General features: G+C 61.8%; 14 protein-coding genes and 1 pseudogene. 9 read left to right on the forward strand and 6 right to left on the reverse strand.

The features are described 5' to 3' along the window. Positions 1–272 precede the first annotated feature (272 nt). Both DLM46_RS25955 and DLM46_RS25960 read left to right on the forward strand, forming a co-directional pair. A complete protein-coding gene (locus tag DLM46_RS25955; protein WP_115105372.1) occupies positions 273–560 on the forward strand; it encodes a DUF3331 domain-containing protein in 288 nt (95 codons plus the stop codon). Positions 561–1,050: 490 nt separating this feature from the next. Further along, positions 1,051–3,609: an adenosylcobalamin-dependent ribonucleoside-diphosphate reductase gene (locus DLM46_RS25960; protein ID WP_115105297.1), complete on the forward strand. Its 2,559-nt coding sequence runs from the start codon at positions 1,051–1,053 to the stop codon at positions 3,607–3,609. A gap of 72 nt (positions 3,610–3,681) precedes the next feature. On the opposite strand, the gene DLM46_RS25965 is transcribed toward DLM46_RS25960, so the two are convergent. Together DLM46_RS25965 and DLM46_RS25970 are read right to left on the reverse strand one after the other, a co-directional pair. After that, positions 3,682–4,170 carry an OsmC family protein gene (locus DLM46_RS25965; RefSeq protein ID WP_115105298.1) on the reverse strand — a complete coding sequence of 163 codons (489 nt, stop codon included), beginning with the start codon at positions 4,168–4,170 and terminating at the stop codon, positions 3,682–3,684. 54 nt (positions 4,171–4,224) lie between these two features. Then, a complete protein-coding gene (locus DLM46_RS25970; protein WP_115105299.1) occupies positions 4,225–5,157 on the reverse strand; it encodes a 2-hydroxyacid dehydrogenase in 933 nt (310 codons plus the stop codon). A 278-nt stretch (positions 5,158–5,435) separates the two neighbouring features. On the opposite strand from DLM46_RS25970, the gene DLM46_RS25975 reads away from it, so the two are divergent. Next, positions 5,436–6,941: a sensor domain-containing diguanylate cyclase gene (locus DLM46_RS25975; protein WP_208866330.1), complete on the forward strand. Its 1,506-nt coding sequence runs from the start codon at positions 5,436–5,438 to the stop codon at positions 6,939–6,941. A gap of 124 nt (positions 6,942–7,065) precedes the next feature. Here DLM46_RS25975 and DLM46_RS25980 read toward each other — a convergent pair whose 3' ends face one another. Next, the gene (locus tag DLM46_RS25980; protein ID WP_115105301.1) at positions 7,066–7,368 is read right to left on the reverse strand and encodes a putative quinol monooxygenase; all 303 of its coding nucleotides are present in this window, start codon (positions 7,366–7,368) and stop codon (positions 7,066–7,068) included. Positions 7,369–8,061: 693 nt separating this feature from the next. Here DLM46_RS25980 and DLM46_RS25985 point away from each other — a divergent pair. Both DLM46_RS25985 and DLM46_RS25990 read left to right on the forward strand, forming a co-directional pair. After that, positions 8,062–8,403, forward strand: coding sequence for a zinc ribbon domain-containing protein YjdM (locus DLM46_RS25985; RefSeq protein ID WP_115105302.1), 342 nt, complete (start codon positions 8,062–8,064; stop codon positions 8,401–8,403). A gap of 32 nt (positions 8,404–8,435) precedes the next feature. Continuing rightward, positions 8,436–8,849, forward strand: a complete 414-nt coding sequence (locus DLM46_RS25990) for a VOC family protein (RefSeq protein ID WP_115105303.1) — start codon at positions 8,436–8,438, stop codon at positions 8,847–8,849. 10 nt (positions 8,850–8,859) lie between these two features. Here the strand turns inward: DLM46_RS25990 and DLM46_RS25995 are convergent, their stop codons facing one another. Beyond that, a complete protein-coding gene (locus DLM46_RS25995; RefSeq protein WP_115105304.1) occupies positions 8,860–9,825 on the reverse strand; it encodes an AraC family transcriptional regulator in 966 nt (321 codons plus the stop codon). 318 nt (positions 9,826–10,143) lie between these two features. Here DLM46_RS25995 and DLM46_RS26000 point away from each other — a divergent pair, with 318 nt between their 5' ends. Beyond that, positions 10,144–11,196 (forward strand): NAD(P)-dependent alcohol dehydrogenase, encoded by a 1,053-nt coding sequence (locus DLM46_RS26000; protein WP_115105305.1) that lies wholly within the window; start codon positions 10,144–10,146, stop codon positions 11,194–11,196. 99 nt (positions 11,197–11,295) lie between these two features. After that, a complete protein-coding gene (locus tag DLM46_RS26005; protein WP_115105306.1) occupies positions 11,296–12,252 on the forward strand; it encodes a LysR family transcriptional regulator in 957 nt (318 codons plus the stop codon). A 36-nt stretch (positions 12,253–12,288) separates the two neighbouring features. On the opposite strand, the pseudogene DLM46_RS26010 reads toward DLM46_RS26005, so the two are convergent. Both DLM46_RS26010 and DLM46_RS26015 read right to left on the reverse strand, forming a co-directional pair. Continuing rightward, positions 12,289–12,492, reverse strand: a pseudogene (locus DLM46_RS26010) (nucleoside hydrolase); the annotation flags it as partial. Between the two features lie 139 nt (positions 12,493–12,631). After that, the gene (locus DLM46_RS26015; protein ID WP_115105307.1) at positions 12,632–13,588 is read right to left on the reverse strand and encodes a hypothetical protein; all 957 of its coding nucleotides are present in this window, start codon (positions 13,586–13,588) and stop codon (positions 12,632–12,634) included. A 125-nt stretch (positions 13,589–13,713) separates the two neighbouring features. Between DLM46_RS26015 and DLM46_RS26020 the strand changes: the two genes are divergently transcribed. After that, positions 13,714–14,559, forward strand: coding sequence for a M15 family metallopeptidase (locus DLM46_RS26020; protein WP_165848059.1), 846 nt, complete (start codon positions 13,714–13,716; stop codon positions 14,557–14,559). A gap of 159 nt (positions 14,560–14,718) precedes the next feature. Then, the gene (locus DLM46_RS26025) at positions 14,719–14,943 is read left to right on the forward strand and encodes a hypothetical protein (protein ID WP_115105309.1); all 225 of its coding nucleotides are present in this window, start codon (positions 14,719–14,721) and stop codon (positions 14,941–14,943) included. Positions 14,944–14,946: the final 3 nt, after the last annotated feature.

A 14,946-nucleotide genomic window follows, 5' to 3' on the forward strand; every position in this document is an offset into this window, starting at 1 on the left:
GTCGCTCGACAATTTCGACATCTTAAAGGAAGCGCACCGACGCCCTCTACAGACGGCTCCTCCCGTCGCATTGCGGTCAACACTGCGTTGCAAAAATCCGCGCTATCGCAAAATCTGACTCGATCATGCCCGTCAAGCCCCGTGATTTCGGGTATGCACGAATGTCAAGTTTCATTGTTGCTAATTGCAGAACAGTGTTTCAACTGCCGCACAATGGCTATCCGACGCGCACGGGACTACATTCGGCACACCACAATACGGAGCCGACCATGATGACCATAGAGTCCATCGCCCTTGACGGTGCCAATGGCGTACGCATCGAGATTCTCGAGCGCTCCGACACGACACTGGTGATCCGTTGGGTCGAGCCAGGGCGCTGCCACTACGGTGAGCAGCGGTGGCGCCGGCGGTCCGCGCATACTTCCGGTACCTGCGCTGTGTCGCGGCGGAAAATTCGTCGCGGCGACGCTGTTTTTAAACCGGCTGAGCGGCCGGCGCCCTCTAATGCTTCCGCAATGATTGCAGCCGAGGTGTTGTGCGCTCTGGCTGATGAGGTTTGAGGTTTTCTCTTTTCTGATTTGTTTTGTTGGCGGTTCTCTGCGCGTGGCGCTTTATGTCTGCGCACTTACGGCGTTGCCTTCCTTTCCTTTTTCTGCGTTGCCTTGAGTTCGAAGAGAAGGCCTCCTGGCGCACAAAGCAAAGTCGATGCCGCCCGCACAGGGGCAACGCCGATAAACCAATATAAAAAAGAACGGCGAACGCCGAAAAAGCACAGAAACGTGCCATCGCCGCAAGCATACAAACAACCAGCGCCGCGAAGGCAAAAGACCCGAACGAAGCCCGACATCGCAAGCACATAAACAAACCCGCCGGGAGGGCAAATAGAACAAAGCAGCGCCCTCCAATTGCGCCCTTGCGCCGCGCATGCCGCCTGCGTTAATGTGGGCCACATTGCGTCATGTCACTGTGGCAGTCCCTGGCGTCACGCTGAAGTAGTCCACTCTCCCACCCACCGCGCTGCCCGTTCGCGGCGCCGTTAGAGGCCAGACCATGGCAGAAGACACCCCGGAAACTCGCGTGGCTGCGGCCCCCGTCGCCCCGCTGGTTGCACCGCAGCAATTCTCCCTCGACGTTCTGCTCGAGAAATACGCGAAAGGCGACGAACAATCGGCTGACGACGTGTTCAAACGCGTCGCCCGCGGCGTCGCTCAGGCCGAACCGGAAGCGCTGCGCGAATCGGTGGAAGCATGCTTCGTCGACAATCTGCGTCACGGCGCGCTCGGTGCCGGCCGTATCATGAGCGCGGCGGGAACCGGCATCGCCGCCACCCTCATCAATTGTTTCGTGCAGCCGGTCGGCGACTCGATTCAAGGTGTCGACGAGCAAGGTCTCCCCGGCATCTATGTCGCATTGCTGCAGGCCGCGGAAACGATGCGCCGCGGCGGCGGCGTCGGTTATAACTTCTCCGCGATCCGTCCCAAAGGCGCGCGCGTTCACACCACCAGTTCGTCGGCGTCAGGTCCGTGCAGCTATATCGACGTGTTCGATGCATCGTGCCGCACCGTTGAAAGCGCCGGCTCGAGGCGTGGCGCCCAGATGGCGGTGCTGGACTGCAATCACCCGGATCTACTCGAATTCATCGAAGCCAAACATTCGAAAGGCCGCTGGAACAACTTCAATGTGTCGGTCGCGGTCACCGACGAATTCATGCGCGCGGTCGAAGAAGATCAACCCTGGCAGCTCGTCCATCGCGCCGATCCGTCACCCGCGTTGCGGGCTGCCGGCGACCTGCGGCAACGCGGCGACGGCCTGTGGGTCTACAGCGAAAGGCCCGCCCGAGAAATCTGGGATCGCATCATGCGTTCCACCTACGATATCGCGGAGCCAGGCATCGTATTCATGTCGCGCATGAACGAGGACAACAATCTGCGCGCGCTCGAAACCATCCGCGCCACCAATCCGTGCGGCGAACAACCGCTGCCGGCATACGGTTGCTGCAATCTGGGGCCGTTGAATCTCACGCGCTTCGTGATCGACCCGTTCGTGCAAATGAAAGGCCGCCAGCCTTCCTTCGATTGGGACGGGCTCGCCCAGCGCACGCGCACGCAAGTGCGCTTTCTCGACAATGTGCTCGACGTCACTCTGTGGCCGCTGCCGCAGCAATACGACGAGTCGCGCGCCAAGCGGCGCATCGGTGTGGGCTTCACCGGGCTCGGCGACACGCTGGTGATGCTTGGCCTGCGCTACGACTCGCAGGCAGGACGCGATTTCGCGGTGCGCATCGCGCAGCTGATGCGCGACGAGGCCTATCGGGCGTCGGTCGAGCTGGCGTGCGAACGCGGCGCGTTTCCGCTGTTCGACGCCGAACGCTATCTGGAAGCCGGCACGTTCGCGTCGCGCCTGCCCGACGACATCCAGCAAGCCATCCGCCGCGACGGCATCCGCAACAGCCATCTGCTGTCGATCGCGCCCACCGGCACGGTCAGTCTCGCGTTCGCGGACAATGCGTCGAACGGCATCGAGCCCGCCTTCTCGTGGACCTACACGCGCATGAAGGTGATGGCCGACGGCGGCCGCGAATCGTTCGACGTCGAAGACTACGCGTACCGGCTCTATCGCGAACTCGGCGGCGACGTCAAGGCGTTGCCGGACTACTTTGTCAGTGCGCTCGAAATGTCGGCGCACGACCATCTCGACATGATGGCCGCCGTGCAGCCCTACGTGGATACGTCGATCTCGAAGACCGTGAATGTGCCGGCGGACTATCCGTTCGACGCGTTCGAAAGCCTTTATTTCGACGCGTGGAAAGGCGGACTCAAGGGCCTCGCCACTTACCGGCCCAACGAAACGCTCGGTGCGGTGCTCAGCGTGAGCCCGCAGCAAGTGGAGGACACGCTTGCCGAGACGGATCTCGATCCGCTGCGCATCGCCATCGATCATCGGCCCAAGGGTGAGTTGCCGGCGATCATCGAAAAAGTCGAGTATCTGACGCAGGCCGGCAAAAAGTCGCTGTACGTGGCGGTGTCGTTCATCGAAGTAACCGGCCGGCTCGGCGGCGACGACGTCACGATCGAGCGCCCGATCGAGTTCTTCATTCCGACCGGTCAGCGCGACGAGTCGCAGCAATGGATCACTGCGACGATGCGCTCGCTGTCGCTCGCGGCGCGTGGCGGCTTTGTCGCGCGTAACTTGCAGGACATGCGCAAGGTCTCGTGGGATCGCGGGCAGGTGCGGCTAGGCGAGGTGCAAAGACTCGACGGTCATCGGACGCCGCGTTGGCACGATTCGGAAGTCGCGGCGCTCGCTTTTGCGATCCAGCAGATCTTGCATCGGCGCGGGTTCCTCGACGCCGAAGGCAATCAGGTGCCGTCGCGGATGCTGGCACGCCTGCCGCGCGGGCAGATGAAGGCCGAAATTGCGCTGACGGCGGATTTCGGCCTACGCCCTCATCCAGGCGAAGCTGAAGGAACCGCCACGCAATCCGGCAGCTCGCCGGCGCTGCACACCATGCTCGGACGCAAATGCGGTTCGTGCGGAGCAAATGCAGTGATTCGCAAGGACGGTTGCGATTTTTGCACCGCCTGCGGCGAAATCGGCGCGTGCGGATGAGCGCGTGGGTATGGGCGCACGTACCTGCGTGGGTACGTGCGCGGGTACGTGTTCGGGCGCGCGCCTGGGCAGTTAGCTGACAGCCGCCGCCGGGTGCGTCCCACCGCTCTCGACTTCGACAACCGTCTTCACCGAGTTCGCCAGATAACACGACTCGTGTGCGGCATGGTGCAGATGTTCGAGTTGCGCATCGGTAGGCTGCCTTTCGCCGCCAAATACGATTTGCGGCCGAAGCACGACACGCGTCATCACTTCCTTGCCGGCGTCGTTCTTCGCCAGCGTGCCGACGGCTTCGTCGCGATACGCTGCGACGACATAGCCCTCGTCCGCCGCGATCGACAAGAACCACAGCATGTGACAACTCGACAGCGCCGCAACATAGGCCTCCTCGGGATCGACGGCGGCCGGGTCGGAAAACGGCACGCGCACCACATGCGGCGAACTCGAAGCGTGCACCACCGCCCCGCCATCGAACTGCCATTGATGCGCGCGGCTATAACGGTTGTCGGTGAACTTGCTGCCGTTGCTGTGCCATACGATAGTGGCGGTATGTGTTGCCATGCGAGTCGATCCTCGTGATGAAAAACCTGCGTATGCGAAGCGCTACAGGCAGCGTCAAATCGGCGTCAATACCGCGTCGCCCGCGAAATGCCGTTTCGCGTTGGCCAGAAAATTGTCCACCGAGGCAGTGATCGCCTCCGGCGAGCGACCGCCCACATGCGGCGTCAACACCACCTTGCGCAGTGCCAGCAACGCCTCGGGCGGATGCGGCTCGCCCTCGTAGACATCGAGCGCCGCGCCGGCAATTGTCCCGTCGGTCAGCGCCTCGGCTAATGCGGCCGTGTCCACCACGCTGCCGCGGGATACGTTGACCACGAAGCCGTTGGCCCCGAGCGCCTGCAGCACCGACTTGCCGATCAGATGATGCGTACCTGCGCCGCCGGGTGTCGCCACCACCAGAAAATCGCACCACTGCGCGAGACTCTCAACGCTGTCGAAATAGCTCAGCGGTGCGCCTTCGCGCGGCTTGCGGTTGTGATAGCCGATTTCCATGTCGAAACCGGCGCCGCGCCGCGCGACCTTCTCGCCGATTTTGCCGAGCCCGACGATGCCGAGCCGCTTGCCAGAGACGTTCGGATGCATCGGCAACGCGTCGCGCCAGACGCCGTCGCGAGTGGCCCGATCGAGTTGCGGCACGTCGCGCACCACCGCCAGCAGCAGGGCGAAGGCGTGATCGGCCACGCAATGATCGTTGGTGCCGGCGCCATTGACGAGCACGATATCGCGTGAGCGGGCGTGGTCGATCGCGAGATTTTCGAAGCCCGCTCCAAGCGCGCTGACAAATTCGAGCTGCGGCATCTGATCGATTTCAGCCGCCGTGAGACCGGTCGTCCCGTTGGTGAGCACGGCGCGGACCGTGTCCCCGCGCAGTGTGATCGCGGCGGCGCGTTGGGCGGAATCAGGAGCGTAGATGACGTCGAAGGCGGCCTCGACACTGGCGCGGCTCGCTTCGTTCAAAGGAATCAAAACCAGCAGGGGTGGCTTCATAACCTTGACGCGCTTTTTGAAGGGAGGTTGAGACAGCACGAACAACAGGCGTGAGTTTAACAAGGCGCGCGCAGCCGCGCTGATTGGCGTCTCGCTGTCCCGCTGTCTCGCACCTCAACAGGCTCAGGTCCGCCGTCTAAAGTCCGCCCTGATGTCCGCCCTGATCGCGCCGTTATTCTCCAGTGTGGACCGGCGCAAATGCGCTTCGTGGCGCGCCCTTCTGTTACTTGCCCCCAAGCCGCCTTAAAATAGCCGGAACTCCGAACACGGGACCCCTCATGCTGGATACTGTTCCGCGCGGCCCAGAGCCCGCCAACGACGCCCCGAAGGAAGTCCCCTTGGGGGACGACTCCGAGATGTTCGAACTCGCGCCCGTCTCGCTCTGGCTCGAAGACTTCAGCGGCGTGCACGCATTGTTCGACATCTGGCGGGCGCAAGGCGTCACCGATCTGCGCGCGTATTTCGCCGAGAACCCGCGCCGCGTCACCGAATGCGCACACAGCATTCGCGTGATCAAGGTCAATCAGAAGACACTCACACAATTCGAAGCCGCCGACTTCGAGGCGCTCAACGGCAATCTCGCCTCGGTGTTTCGCGACGACATGCTGAAGACCCACCTGGAAGAGCTGTGCCAGTTGTGGGCCGGGCAATCGCAGTTCACGAGCAAGACGGTCAACTACACCCTCGGCGGACGGCGGCTCGATGTGTTGCTCAAGGGCGCCGTGCTGCCTGGTCACGAGGACCGCTGGGACCGCGTACTCGTGTCTGTCGAAGACATCACCGAACTCGAAGGCGCGCGCCATCGCGTGACGCTTGCCGAACAGTATGTGCGCGGCCTGTTCGAACATTCGCCGGTGTCGCTCTGGGTGGAGGATTTTAGCGCGGTCAAGCGTCTGCTCGACGAAGCACGCGCGGCCGGCATCAGCGATTTTCGCGTGTTCACCGACGTGCATCCCGAGTTTGTCGAGCGCTGCATGCAGGAGATTCACGTGCTCGACGTGAACCAGCACACGCTGGGGATGTTCGCGGCGCAGGATAAAAGAACACTGCTGGCGCGCCTGCCCGACGTATTCCGCGACGACATGCGCCCGCATTTCCGCGAGCAATTGATCGATCTGTGGGACGGCAAGCTATTCCAGCAACGCGAAGTACTCAACTATTCGCTCGACGGCAACGAGGTGCACGTGCACCTGCAATTTTCGGTGCTGCCCGGTCACGAACGCGACTGGGACCTGGTACTGGTGGCCCTTACCGACATCACGGCGCGCAAAAAGGCCGAGGCCTACCTGGAGTTTCTCGGCAAACACGACGTGCTGACCAAGCTGCGCAACCGCTCCTTTTACGTCGACGAACTGAACCGGCTCGAACGCAAGGGACCATGGCCGGTGACGATCATCATGGCCGATCTGAACGGCCTCAAACGCGTGAACGATCAACTCGGCCACGCCGCCGGCGATGCGCTGCTACGGCGCGCCGGCGAGGTGCTCGCCAAGGCGATGGACTCGCCGTTCCATGCGGCGCGCATCGGCGGCGACGAATTTGCGATTCTGATGCCGGATACCGACGAACGCGGCGGCATCGCGATGATCGATGCGATCCACCAACTGGTCGAACTGAACAATCAGTTTTATCCGGGCTCGCCGCTGAGGTTTTCGATGGGCGCGGCGACCTGCCGGCGCGGCGAGCGGCTCGAGGCCGGTGTGCAGCGTGCCGATCTGCTGATGTATGAGGAAAAGCGCACGCACTATGCGAATCAGCCGGGTTCGGGCAAGCAGGGCGACTGAGCGCTGCAACGTGGAGCGCCGGCGCGGCTCCGGCCGGATGCCACCACGCGCTTCGTCAGCGGGTTGGAAGCTGGGCCGGCAGCGTAGTTGGAAAAATTACGCGGAAGCTTGCCTGCAAGAATCATCAGCCCGGCAATTTCGCCGCCAGCACGTCGACCTTCTCGATTGCGGGCGGCGCGGCGAACAGTTCGCCGGCCTTCGCCATCAACGCCGCTGCCACCTTGCCGGACAGATGCGCCTGCCGGCCCGCTTCATCCGGAAAGGCGTCGAAAATGCCGAACGTAGACGGCCCCAGACGGAGGCCGAACCACGCGGTGGTGGCGGGCTCGTCCTCGACGAGCGGCAAACCGCCAAGCAGAAAAGCCTCGACATCCTTCTCCTTGCCGGGCTTGGCTTCCAGACGAACGAACAAAGCAAGTTTGACCATGACGCGACTCCTTCTGTGACACGCGTGACGCGCAAACGGATTCGCTTTGCCTGACTTCGCAAAGCGCCATGCAACGTGCCGGCTCGCGGGCCTCTCAGGCAAGTATAGGCGGCAGCCGTGCGGCGTCCGGAGAAAGGCATATTGCCCCTTTAGCGAGCACGAGCGCCGGAAAGCGTCCAGTCCTGGTCTCCCATTCTCCGACGCTCGGCCCATGTCGGTCCGCGCCGTCTCACCGCTTGTGCTGACAAGTGCTGATACGTGCTGTAAATCCGCCGATCCGGCTCTTGCGCCGGGAACAACTTTCATTCGAGCCCATTCGCATCCAGCCCGGTATCGGCGTTAATGGTGTTGTGCTGCGGATCTGTGCTGCGGATCTGTGCTGCGGATCTGTGCTGCGGGTCTGTGCTGCCGGTCTGTGCTGCCGGTCTGTGCTGCCGGTCTGTGCTGCCGGTCTGTGCTGCCGGTTTGTGCTGCCGGTTTGTGCTGCCGGTTTGCGCTGCCGGTCTGCGCTGCCGGTCTGCGCTGCCGGTCTGCGCTGCCGGTCTGCGCCGCAGGTTTGCGCTGCGGGCTTGCGCTGCGGGCTTGCGTTGTGACGGCCCGCGGCGCGTTGAACGGTCCGGGCCGAACGGACGTCCGGTATACTCTCGGTCCCCCAAAGTTATCCGCGGCACACCGCGGTCTGGAAAGAAAATCATGTCCGCAATCCCCGCCTGCCCCCAGTGCGCAATGGAAAATACCTACCCGGACGGCGACAACTACGTCTGCCCGGATTGCGCTCACGAATGGCCGATGGCGAGCGCCGCCGCGGCTGACGATGCCGACGAGCGCGTCGTCAAGGACGCCAACGGCAACGCGCTGGCCGACGGCGACGCCGTGGTGCTGATCAAGGACCTGAAGGTGAAAGGCTCGTCGATCACGCTGAAAATGGGCACCAAGGTGAAGAGCATTCGCCTTGTCGGCGGCGATCATGAAGTGGACTGCAAGATGGACGCAGGCAATTTCATGCTGAAGGCCGCCTATCTGAAGAAGGTCTGAAGCGGACCCCACGCGACCGAGGAGCCTCCGCCATGCTTTCCCACGTATTTGTCGGCGTGAACGACTTCGAGCGCGCTTTCGGCTTTTATAGCGCGCTGATGGACACGCTGAGTCTGAAGCTGAAGTTCCGCGACGAAGACGCGTGCTGGGCCGGCTGGATGGCCGCGGATCGACCGCGGCCGCTGTTTCTGATCGGCAAGCCCTACAACGGCCAACCGGCCGCAGCGGGCAACGGCCACATGCTGGCGCTGCTCGCGACGGACCGCGCGACCGTCGATCGCGCGCATGGCGTCGCGCTCGCTCACGGCGGCGCCTGCGAAGGACCGCCGGGATTGCGTCCGCAATATCATGCGCACTACTACGGCGCGTACTTTCGCGATCCGGACGGCAACAAGCTTTGCGTGTGTTGCCACGAACCGGAAGCGCCGTCAGCGGAACCGTCCTGAGAACGCGCGTCTATACAGCCGTCACGTATTTCGCGACCGGCTTGACCTCGCGCGGCGGCGCATCGTGCACGGTACGCACGCGCTTGACTTCATCGACCGGACTCAGGCCGAACAGGCGCTTGAACTCACGGCTGAATTGCGACGCGCTTTCGTAACCGACGCGCGCCGCAGCCGCGCCCGCGTTCAAACCATCCTGCACCATCAGCAAGCGCGCGTGATGCAAGCGCGTGGTCTTCACGTACTGCATCGGCGATGTGGACGTCACGGACTTGAACTGCGCATGAAACACGGCGAGGCTCATGCCCGCTTCAGCGGCCAGCGTATCGACATCGAGCTGGCCGTGATAGTCGGCATGAATGCGCCGTAGCGCCTTGGCGATACGGCCGAAATGATTTTGATGCGTCAGCGCCGCGCGGATCGCATCGCCCTGCTCTCCCGTCAACACGCGGTAACAGATTTCGCGGACCACGCCCGGCGCCAGAATGCGCGCATCGAGCGGCGAGGCCAACGCTTCCATCAAACGCTGCACCGCGTTGCTCAAGGCCGGATCGAGCGGCGTCGAATAGATGCCGAGCGGCTCGTTCTGCGCGGCGCCTTGCGCTTCGTTCAGCGTCATCAGCAACTCCGCCACCATGGTCAGATCGACGCGCACCGAGATCGCGAGGAACGGTTTTTCCGGGCTCGCTTCGGTTTCGCATTCGAACGGCAGCGGCACCGACAATACGAGGTACTGCTGCGCGTCGTACTGGAACTCCTGCTCACCGATGAAACCGCGCTTACGCCCCTGGCAGACGATCACGATACTCGGCTCGTAAAGCACCGGCCTGCGCGGCATCGGATGATTGGCGCGGAGCAGATTGACGCCTTCCACGTCGGAGCGCGTAACGCCCTCGGCGGGCGCCAGCGTATCGAACAGTGCGACCAGCCGATGCTGATCGGGATTGGCGGAGGCAGGTTGAGCGGAACGCGTGGACATGACGGTATGGTGACGCACGAGAGAAAAGTGCTTGAAATTTAACACCAAAGAGCCTATCGCGCTGCTCACCAGGAGTTTTAGGCAAATCTTCAAGACATTCAGGTATTCCTTGGCTCGCTCCCGGTCCCTACTATGGGAACCCTGCCGGATCATCTTTTTCCGCGCTGCGCCGGGCGCGGTTGGCGATTCACCGATTAGGGGAATTCGTCCGCCACCGTTGGCGCCGTGATCCCGGTCCATGACAAGGTTGGCCGCATCGGCGACGAGCATCGCCATCGCCGGCGCCTTGTGCCATTACCCTCTTTACTGGAGCTACCCATGAGCACGACCTATGCCTATGCAGCAACCGACGCCACCGCGCCGCTCGCCCCGTTCGAATTTCAGCGCCGCGAACTACGCGCGCATGACGTGCAAATGGAAGTCCTGTTTTGCGGCGTGTGTCATTCCGATTTGCACCAGGCGCGCAATGAATGGAAGAACACGACTTATCCGGTCGTGCCGGGTCACGAGATCGTCGGCCGCGTGACTGCGGTGGGTGCGGGCGTGACGAAATATAAGGCGGGCGATCTGGTCGGCGTGGGTTGCCTTGTCGACTCGTGCCGCACTTGTGCGAGTTGTGAGGAAGGTCTTGAGCAGTATTGCGAGAACGGTTTTGTCGGCACGTATAACGGCGTGGACCGCGTGGACGGGCAAATCACGTACGGCGGCTATTCGACGCAATTGGTGGTGGACGAAGCGTTCACGCTACGTGTGCCGGAGAATCTCGACCCGGCGGGTGTTGCGCCGTTGCTGTGCGCCGGCATTACGACTTATTCGCCGCTGCGGACCTGGGGTGCCGGTCCTGGCAAGAAGGTCGGAATTGTTGGCCTCGGCGGCCTGGGTCATATGGGCGTGAAGCTGGCCCGAGCGATGGGCGCGCACGTGGTGTTGTTTACGACGTCGCCGTCGAAGATCGAGGATGCCAAGCGGCTTGGCGCGCATGAGGTTGTCATTTCCCGGAATCCGGAAGAGATGGAAGCACATCTGAACAGCTTCGATTTCATTCTGAATACTGTGGCTGCACCGCATGATTTGAATCCGTTTTTGAATTTGCTTCGACGCGATGGGACTATGACATTGGTTGGGGCTCCTGAGCACGATCATCCGTCGCCGCAGGTGTTCAATCTGATCTTCAAGCGTCGCCGCCTGGCCGGGTCGTTGATTGGCGGCATCGCCGAGACGCAGGAAATGCTGGATTTCTGCGGCGAGCACGGGATTACTTCTGATATTGAGGTGATTCCTATGCAAGGGATCAATGAAGCATACGAGCGGATGCTTAAGAGCGATGTTAAGTATCGGTTTGTTATTGATCTGGATTCGTTGAGGAAATAAGGGTTTTTTGCCCGCGCAGCGGCTTGGGTTTTTTACGCCTGCGGCGTGGGATTTTCTCTCTTGATTTCAAAAAAATCCCACCCCGATTGGAGCAAAACCATGATTGACAGAATAGCCGCGATGCGAACATTCATCCGAATCGTGGATACGAACAGCTTCACCCGCGCGGCCGAGTCGCTCAACATCCCCCGCGCGACAGCGACAACGATCGTTCAGAACCTGGAAGCTCTCCTGGGCACGGCCTTATTGGCCCGCACGACACGGCGCCTGAGTGTCACCGCCGAAGGCGCCGCCTACTACGAACGCTGTGCGCAAATCCTCGCCGACATCGACGAAATGGAAGCGAGCCTCCGTCACGCCACGGACAACCTGACCGGCCGCCTGCGCATTGAAATGCCGGGCGCCGTGGCAGGCACCATCGTCCTGCCGGCGCTGGAGGACTTCCACGCGCGCTTCCCTAATCTGGACCTCGCCGTCGGCATCAGCAACCGCGCGGTGGACCTAATCGCCGAAGCAGTCGATTGCAGTATCCAGCTAGGCGAATTGCCGGATTCAAACCTGGTCGCGCGGCAGCTCGGAACCCTCGAGCACGTGACATGCGCCAGTCCCGCCTATCTGGCGCGTCACGGCACGCCGGTGAATCTCAGCGACTTGACCGGGCACGTCGCAGTCAATTGCATGTCGCCATACACCGGCCGCGAAGTGGACTTCGACTTCGAAGTGGATGGCGAAGCGCAAAGCGTAAAGGTGAAAGGCTTCGTCAAAGTCAGCGACGAGCAGGCCTATCTGACTTGCGGTCTGCAAGGCCTGGGGCTGATACAACCCGCGCGAATCGCCGCGCAGCCTTACCTCGATTCGGGACAGTTGCGCGAAGTGCTGCCGCAATGGAAACCCGTGCCGATGCCGGTCTCGGTCGCGTATGTGAAGAACCGCCGCGTGTCGCCACGCGTGCGGGCCTTCGTCGACTGGCTCGCAGAACTCTTCGAGCAAGCCGAACACGTCGATCAGGACCTCTCGCGCGTCCGCCAGTTATTGCGCGGCCTGCATCTCGCCTGAGGCGGGCTCAATGCAGGTCCGCTGCAAACGCGTACGTTAGTTCGGCAATGTGACCGGCACCGGCCGCGTCAACAGATCGACATAGAAATTGAAAAAGCCTGGATTGTCGAAGCGTTTGACGATCGTCATCTTCTGCAAACCCGCCGGCGGCGAACTGGCATAACCCGTTGACTTGCCGTCATTCGCGCCGAAGCTCATATCCACATCCACCCATTCATCCACCGTCTGCGTGGCAAACGACTGAAATGAGCTGCGGGCACAGGAAAGCCGTTGCGGCTATGCGCCGCCTCCAGACAGAGCACGTCGCCGGATTGACCTGAATCAATTCAGCGGCGCGCCTGATGCGGTAGTGCGTCACAAGGACGCGTGTTGCGGGATTTCAGGGCTGGCGTGCCTGCGACGACGCGCCCGGGCATGCAGGGTCTTTGCCCCAATGACCGTCGCATACGCGCCAGCGGCACAACTGGTCTTCGAAGAAACCGCGTTGACCACACTCCTTTACCCGCTCGGCCAGCTTGGCGTTGGCAGGGGTAGCCGAGGTGCTCACCTTGGTAGCGGCATTGCCGCCGGCCGCTTTCGCGTCAGCCGGTTTGGTTCGCGCCACCAGCGCCGCCAACAGATCGGCGTCCGAATCATCTTTCGATTCATTACCGCTCTTCGACGTGCGCGACTTCCTGGTCTGCGCAACCTCGCTCGTTGCGCTCGCGTGACGGTTGCTCGCGCTTGCGGTCGCACTGTCCTTCTTGCCTTGGGCCGCCGCAGTCTCATGCTTCGAATTGCTGGCTACGGCAGTCGTATTCTTGCCATGCTTCGCCGACGGTACAGCTAGACCCGATGCGGCCGGTGCGGACGCAACTGGCGTGGACGCGTTGCTCGGCTCCGCGCCAGCGGCGAGTGCGCGCGACAAGCGGCTGTCGTCGCCGCTCGCGGGAGCAGCAGCGGACGCCGCAGCGGCCTTGCTGTCGTTGTCGTCGGCTATGATCGTGGCCGCCTGCGATGACGCGGCAGCCGGCGCGGCAGCTTTCGCGGTGACCTGTGGCGCGCCGCCCGCAGCGGAGGCCGGGACAACTTTCTCTGCGTTGTTCGGCGTGGCCGACGCTACCGCTTCGGTCCGCGTGCGCTGTTGCATATGCCACGCGCCCCAGCCACCGGCAGCGATCACCAGCAAGGCGACCAGCGCGAGCGGGGTTCTTGACCGGCGTGGTTTATCCGCAGGCGGCGCGACGCGGCCTTCGAGGTTCGCGAGAATTCGCGAACCATTGCCCTCAGCGCCTTTAGCCTTATCGGATAACAGGCTAGGCGGGGCTTTGGAATTCGAACTTTCCGGCGCACTCATTCACTGTCTCATTGAATCCTGGATTATTTCGCCGTGATAATACCGTTCCGGCTCGTCTCCGAGCAGGCCTGATTCTAAGAGCAAGCATTACAAAATACAATTGTTTCCAATTTCCGGGGTCGCCTTTGATTGCCGTCGTACTTGTTGCCTATTTCGCCATTGCCGTTGCGCTCGCTGCAATGCTGCTATTGCCGGCGGTACGCGCCTCTTTATTAGGCGCCGCGCTCGATATTCATGGTCGTGTTATGCGCCGGGCATCGAGAGGCGCATCGCACGCTCGCGGCCAATTAGCACGCTCGGCAAAAATTTCGCAATCGACTGTGATCGATATGCAAAATTTGCTGGCGAAGCGGCGCTTGCTGATTTTTACCACCGCAGGTATTCTTGCGACGCCGCCATTGGTGGCATTGGCATTACGCGGCCGGCAATTATTCCAATTCGATGACACTGCGCGGGTACCTGACGAGAAAATTGCTGCGTTATTGAATGGCGAACAGCTTGTGCCCCCGCCGCCGCTGCCGCCCGAGGTATTTGCAACGCAGGAAGTCGAGCAGATCCGGCCCGCGCTAAAAGATGCGAGCCGCGACTGGAATTTGCTCGACGCCGACTTCAGGACGCGTTTATTGCTCGTCTACAAAATCATGCACGAGCAATACGGGTATGAAATGGCATTGCTGGAAGGTTATCGCAGTCCGGAGCGGCAAAACCGCCTGGCGCAAATGGGGGGCAACGTCACCAATGCCGCAGCGTTTCAGAGCTATCACCAATACGGTCTTGCCGCTGACAATGCGTTTTTGCGCGACGGCAAGCTCGTCATTTCAGAAAAAGATCCCTGGGCCATGCGAGGCTATCAGTTATACGGGCAGACGGCTGAACAGGTCGGTCTGACTTGGGGTGGTCGCTGGAAAATGATGGATCTCGGGCACGTTGAATATCACAAACCCGGCTTCGTGCTGGGACGCGGTCATTAAGGCGAAGCAGGCAATAAAGAGGTTGGCAATGGGGCGTTCAATCAATTTTTCCGGCGAAAAGCGGCAATGCCGTGCGCATAACGGCATTGATGCAATGGTCACCGGCGGGGCCGTCAATTCCCGACTGGTCAAACCGGTTACATTCACTTTCGCCTGAATATGCTTTCGTTTCATTTCAAACGTGGCGAACCTCTGTTCGAGCTTTTACGCAATCTTGCGCCCGCCGCCCCGACGCTTGCCCAAGGCTGCGTCTCGAGTATGCGGGCCGCGCGGCGCACCGGCCGATCCAAACGCGCCGCACTTGCCGCGCCGCGCCGCTTTGCCGATGCCCGCGCCACGCTGTTAGTCATTCCACGCGCCACAACACATATCACCAAGACCTGAACG

The sequence above is a fragment of the Paraburkholderia lacunae genome (assembly GCF_003353175.1).
GTDB classification, from domain to species: domain Bacteria; phylum Pseudomonadota; class Gammaproteobacteria; order Burkholderiales; family Burkholderiaceae; genus Paraburkholderia; species Paraburkholderia lacunae.

Excerpts from the sequence above, each read along its gene's own strand:
- DLM46_RS26015 (WP_115105307.1), bottom strand. The coding sequence starts at position 13,588 with ATGAGTGCGCCGGAAAGTTCGAATTCCAAAGCCCCGCCTAGCCTGTTA.
- DLM46_RS25955 (WP_115105372.1), top strand. The coding sequence starts at position 273 with ATGACCATAGAGTCCATCGCCCTTGACGGTGCCAATGGCGTACGCATC.
- DLM46_RS25990 (WP_115105303.1), top strand. The coding sequence starts at position 8,436 with ATGCTTTCCCACGTATTTGTCGGCGTGAACGACTTCGAGCGCGCTTTC.
- DLM46_RS25975 (WP_208866330.1), top strand. The coding sequence starts at position 5,436 with ATGCTGGATACTGTTCCGCGCGGCCCAGAGCCCGCCAACGACGCCCCG.
- DLM46_RS26000 (WP_115105305.1), top strand. The coding sequence starts at position 10,144 with ATGAGCACGACCTATGCCTATGCAGCAACCGACGCCACCGCGCCGCTC.
- DLM46_RS25965 (WP_115105298.1), bottom strand. The coding sequence starts at position 4,170 with ATGGCAACACATACCGCCACTATCGTATGGCACAGCAACGGCAGCAAG.
- DLM46_RS25995 (WP_115105304.1), bottom strand. The coding sequence starts at position 9,825 with ATGTCCACGCGTTCCGCTCAACCTGCCTCCGCCAATCCCGATCAGCAT.
- DLM46_RS25980 (WP_115105301.1), bottom strand. The coding sequence starts at position 7,368 with ATGGTCAAACTTGCTTTGTTCGTTCGTCTGGAAGCCAAGCCCGGCAAG.
- DLM46_RS26025 (WP_115105309.1), top strand. The coding sequence starts at position 14,719 with ATGCTTTCGTTTCATTTCAAACGTGGCGAACCTCTGTTCGAGCTTTTA.
- DLM46_RS25985 (WP_115105302.1), top strand. The coding sequence starts at position 8,062 with ATGTCCGCAATCCCCGCCTGCCCCCAGTGCGCAATGGAAAATACCTAC.
- DLM46_RS25960 (WP_115105297.1), top strand. The coding sequence starts at position 1,051 with ATGGCAGAAGACACCCCGGAAACTCGCGTGGCTGCGGCCCCCGTCGCC.
- DLM46_RS25970 (WP_115105299.1), bottom strand. The coding sequence starts at position 5,157 with ATGAAGCCACCCCTGCTGGTTTTGATTCCTTTGAACGAAGCGAGCCGC.
- DLM46_RS26005 (WP_115105306.1), top strand. The coding sequence starts at position 11,296 with ATGATTGACAGAATAGCCGCGATGCGAACATTCATCCGAATCGTGGAT.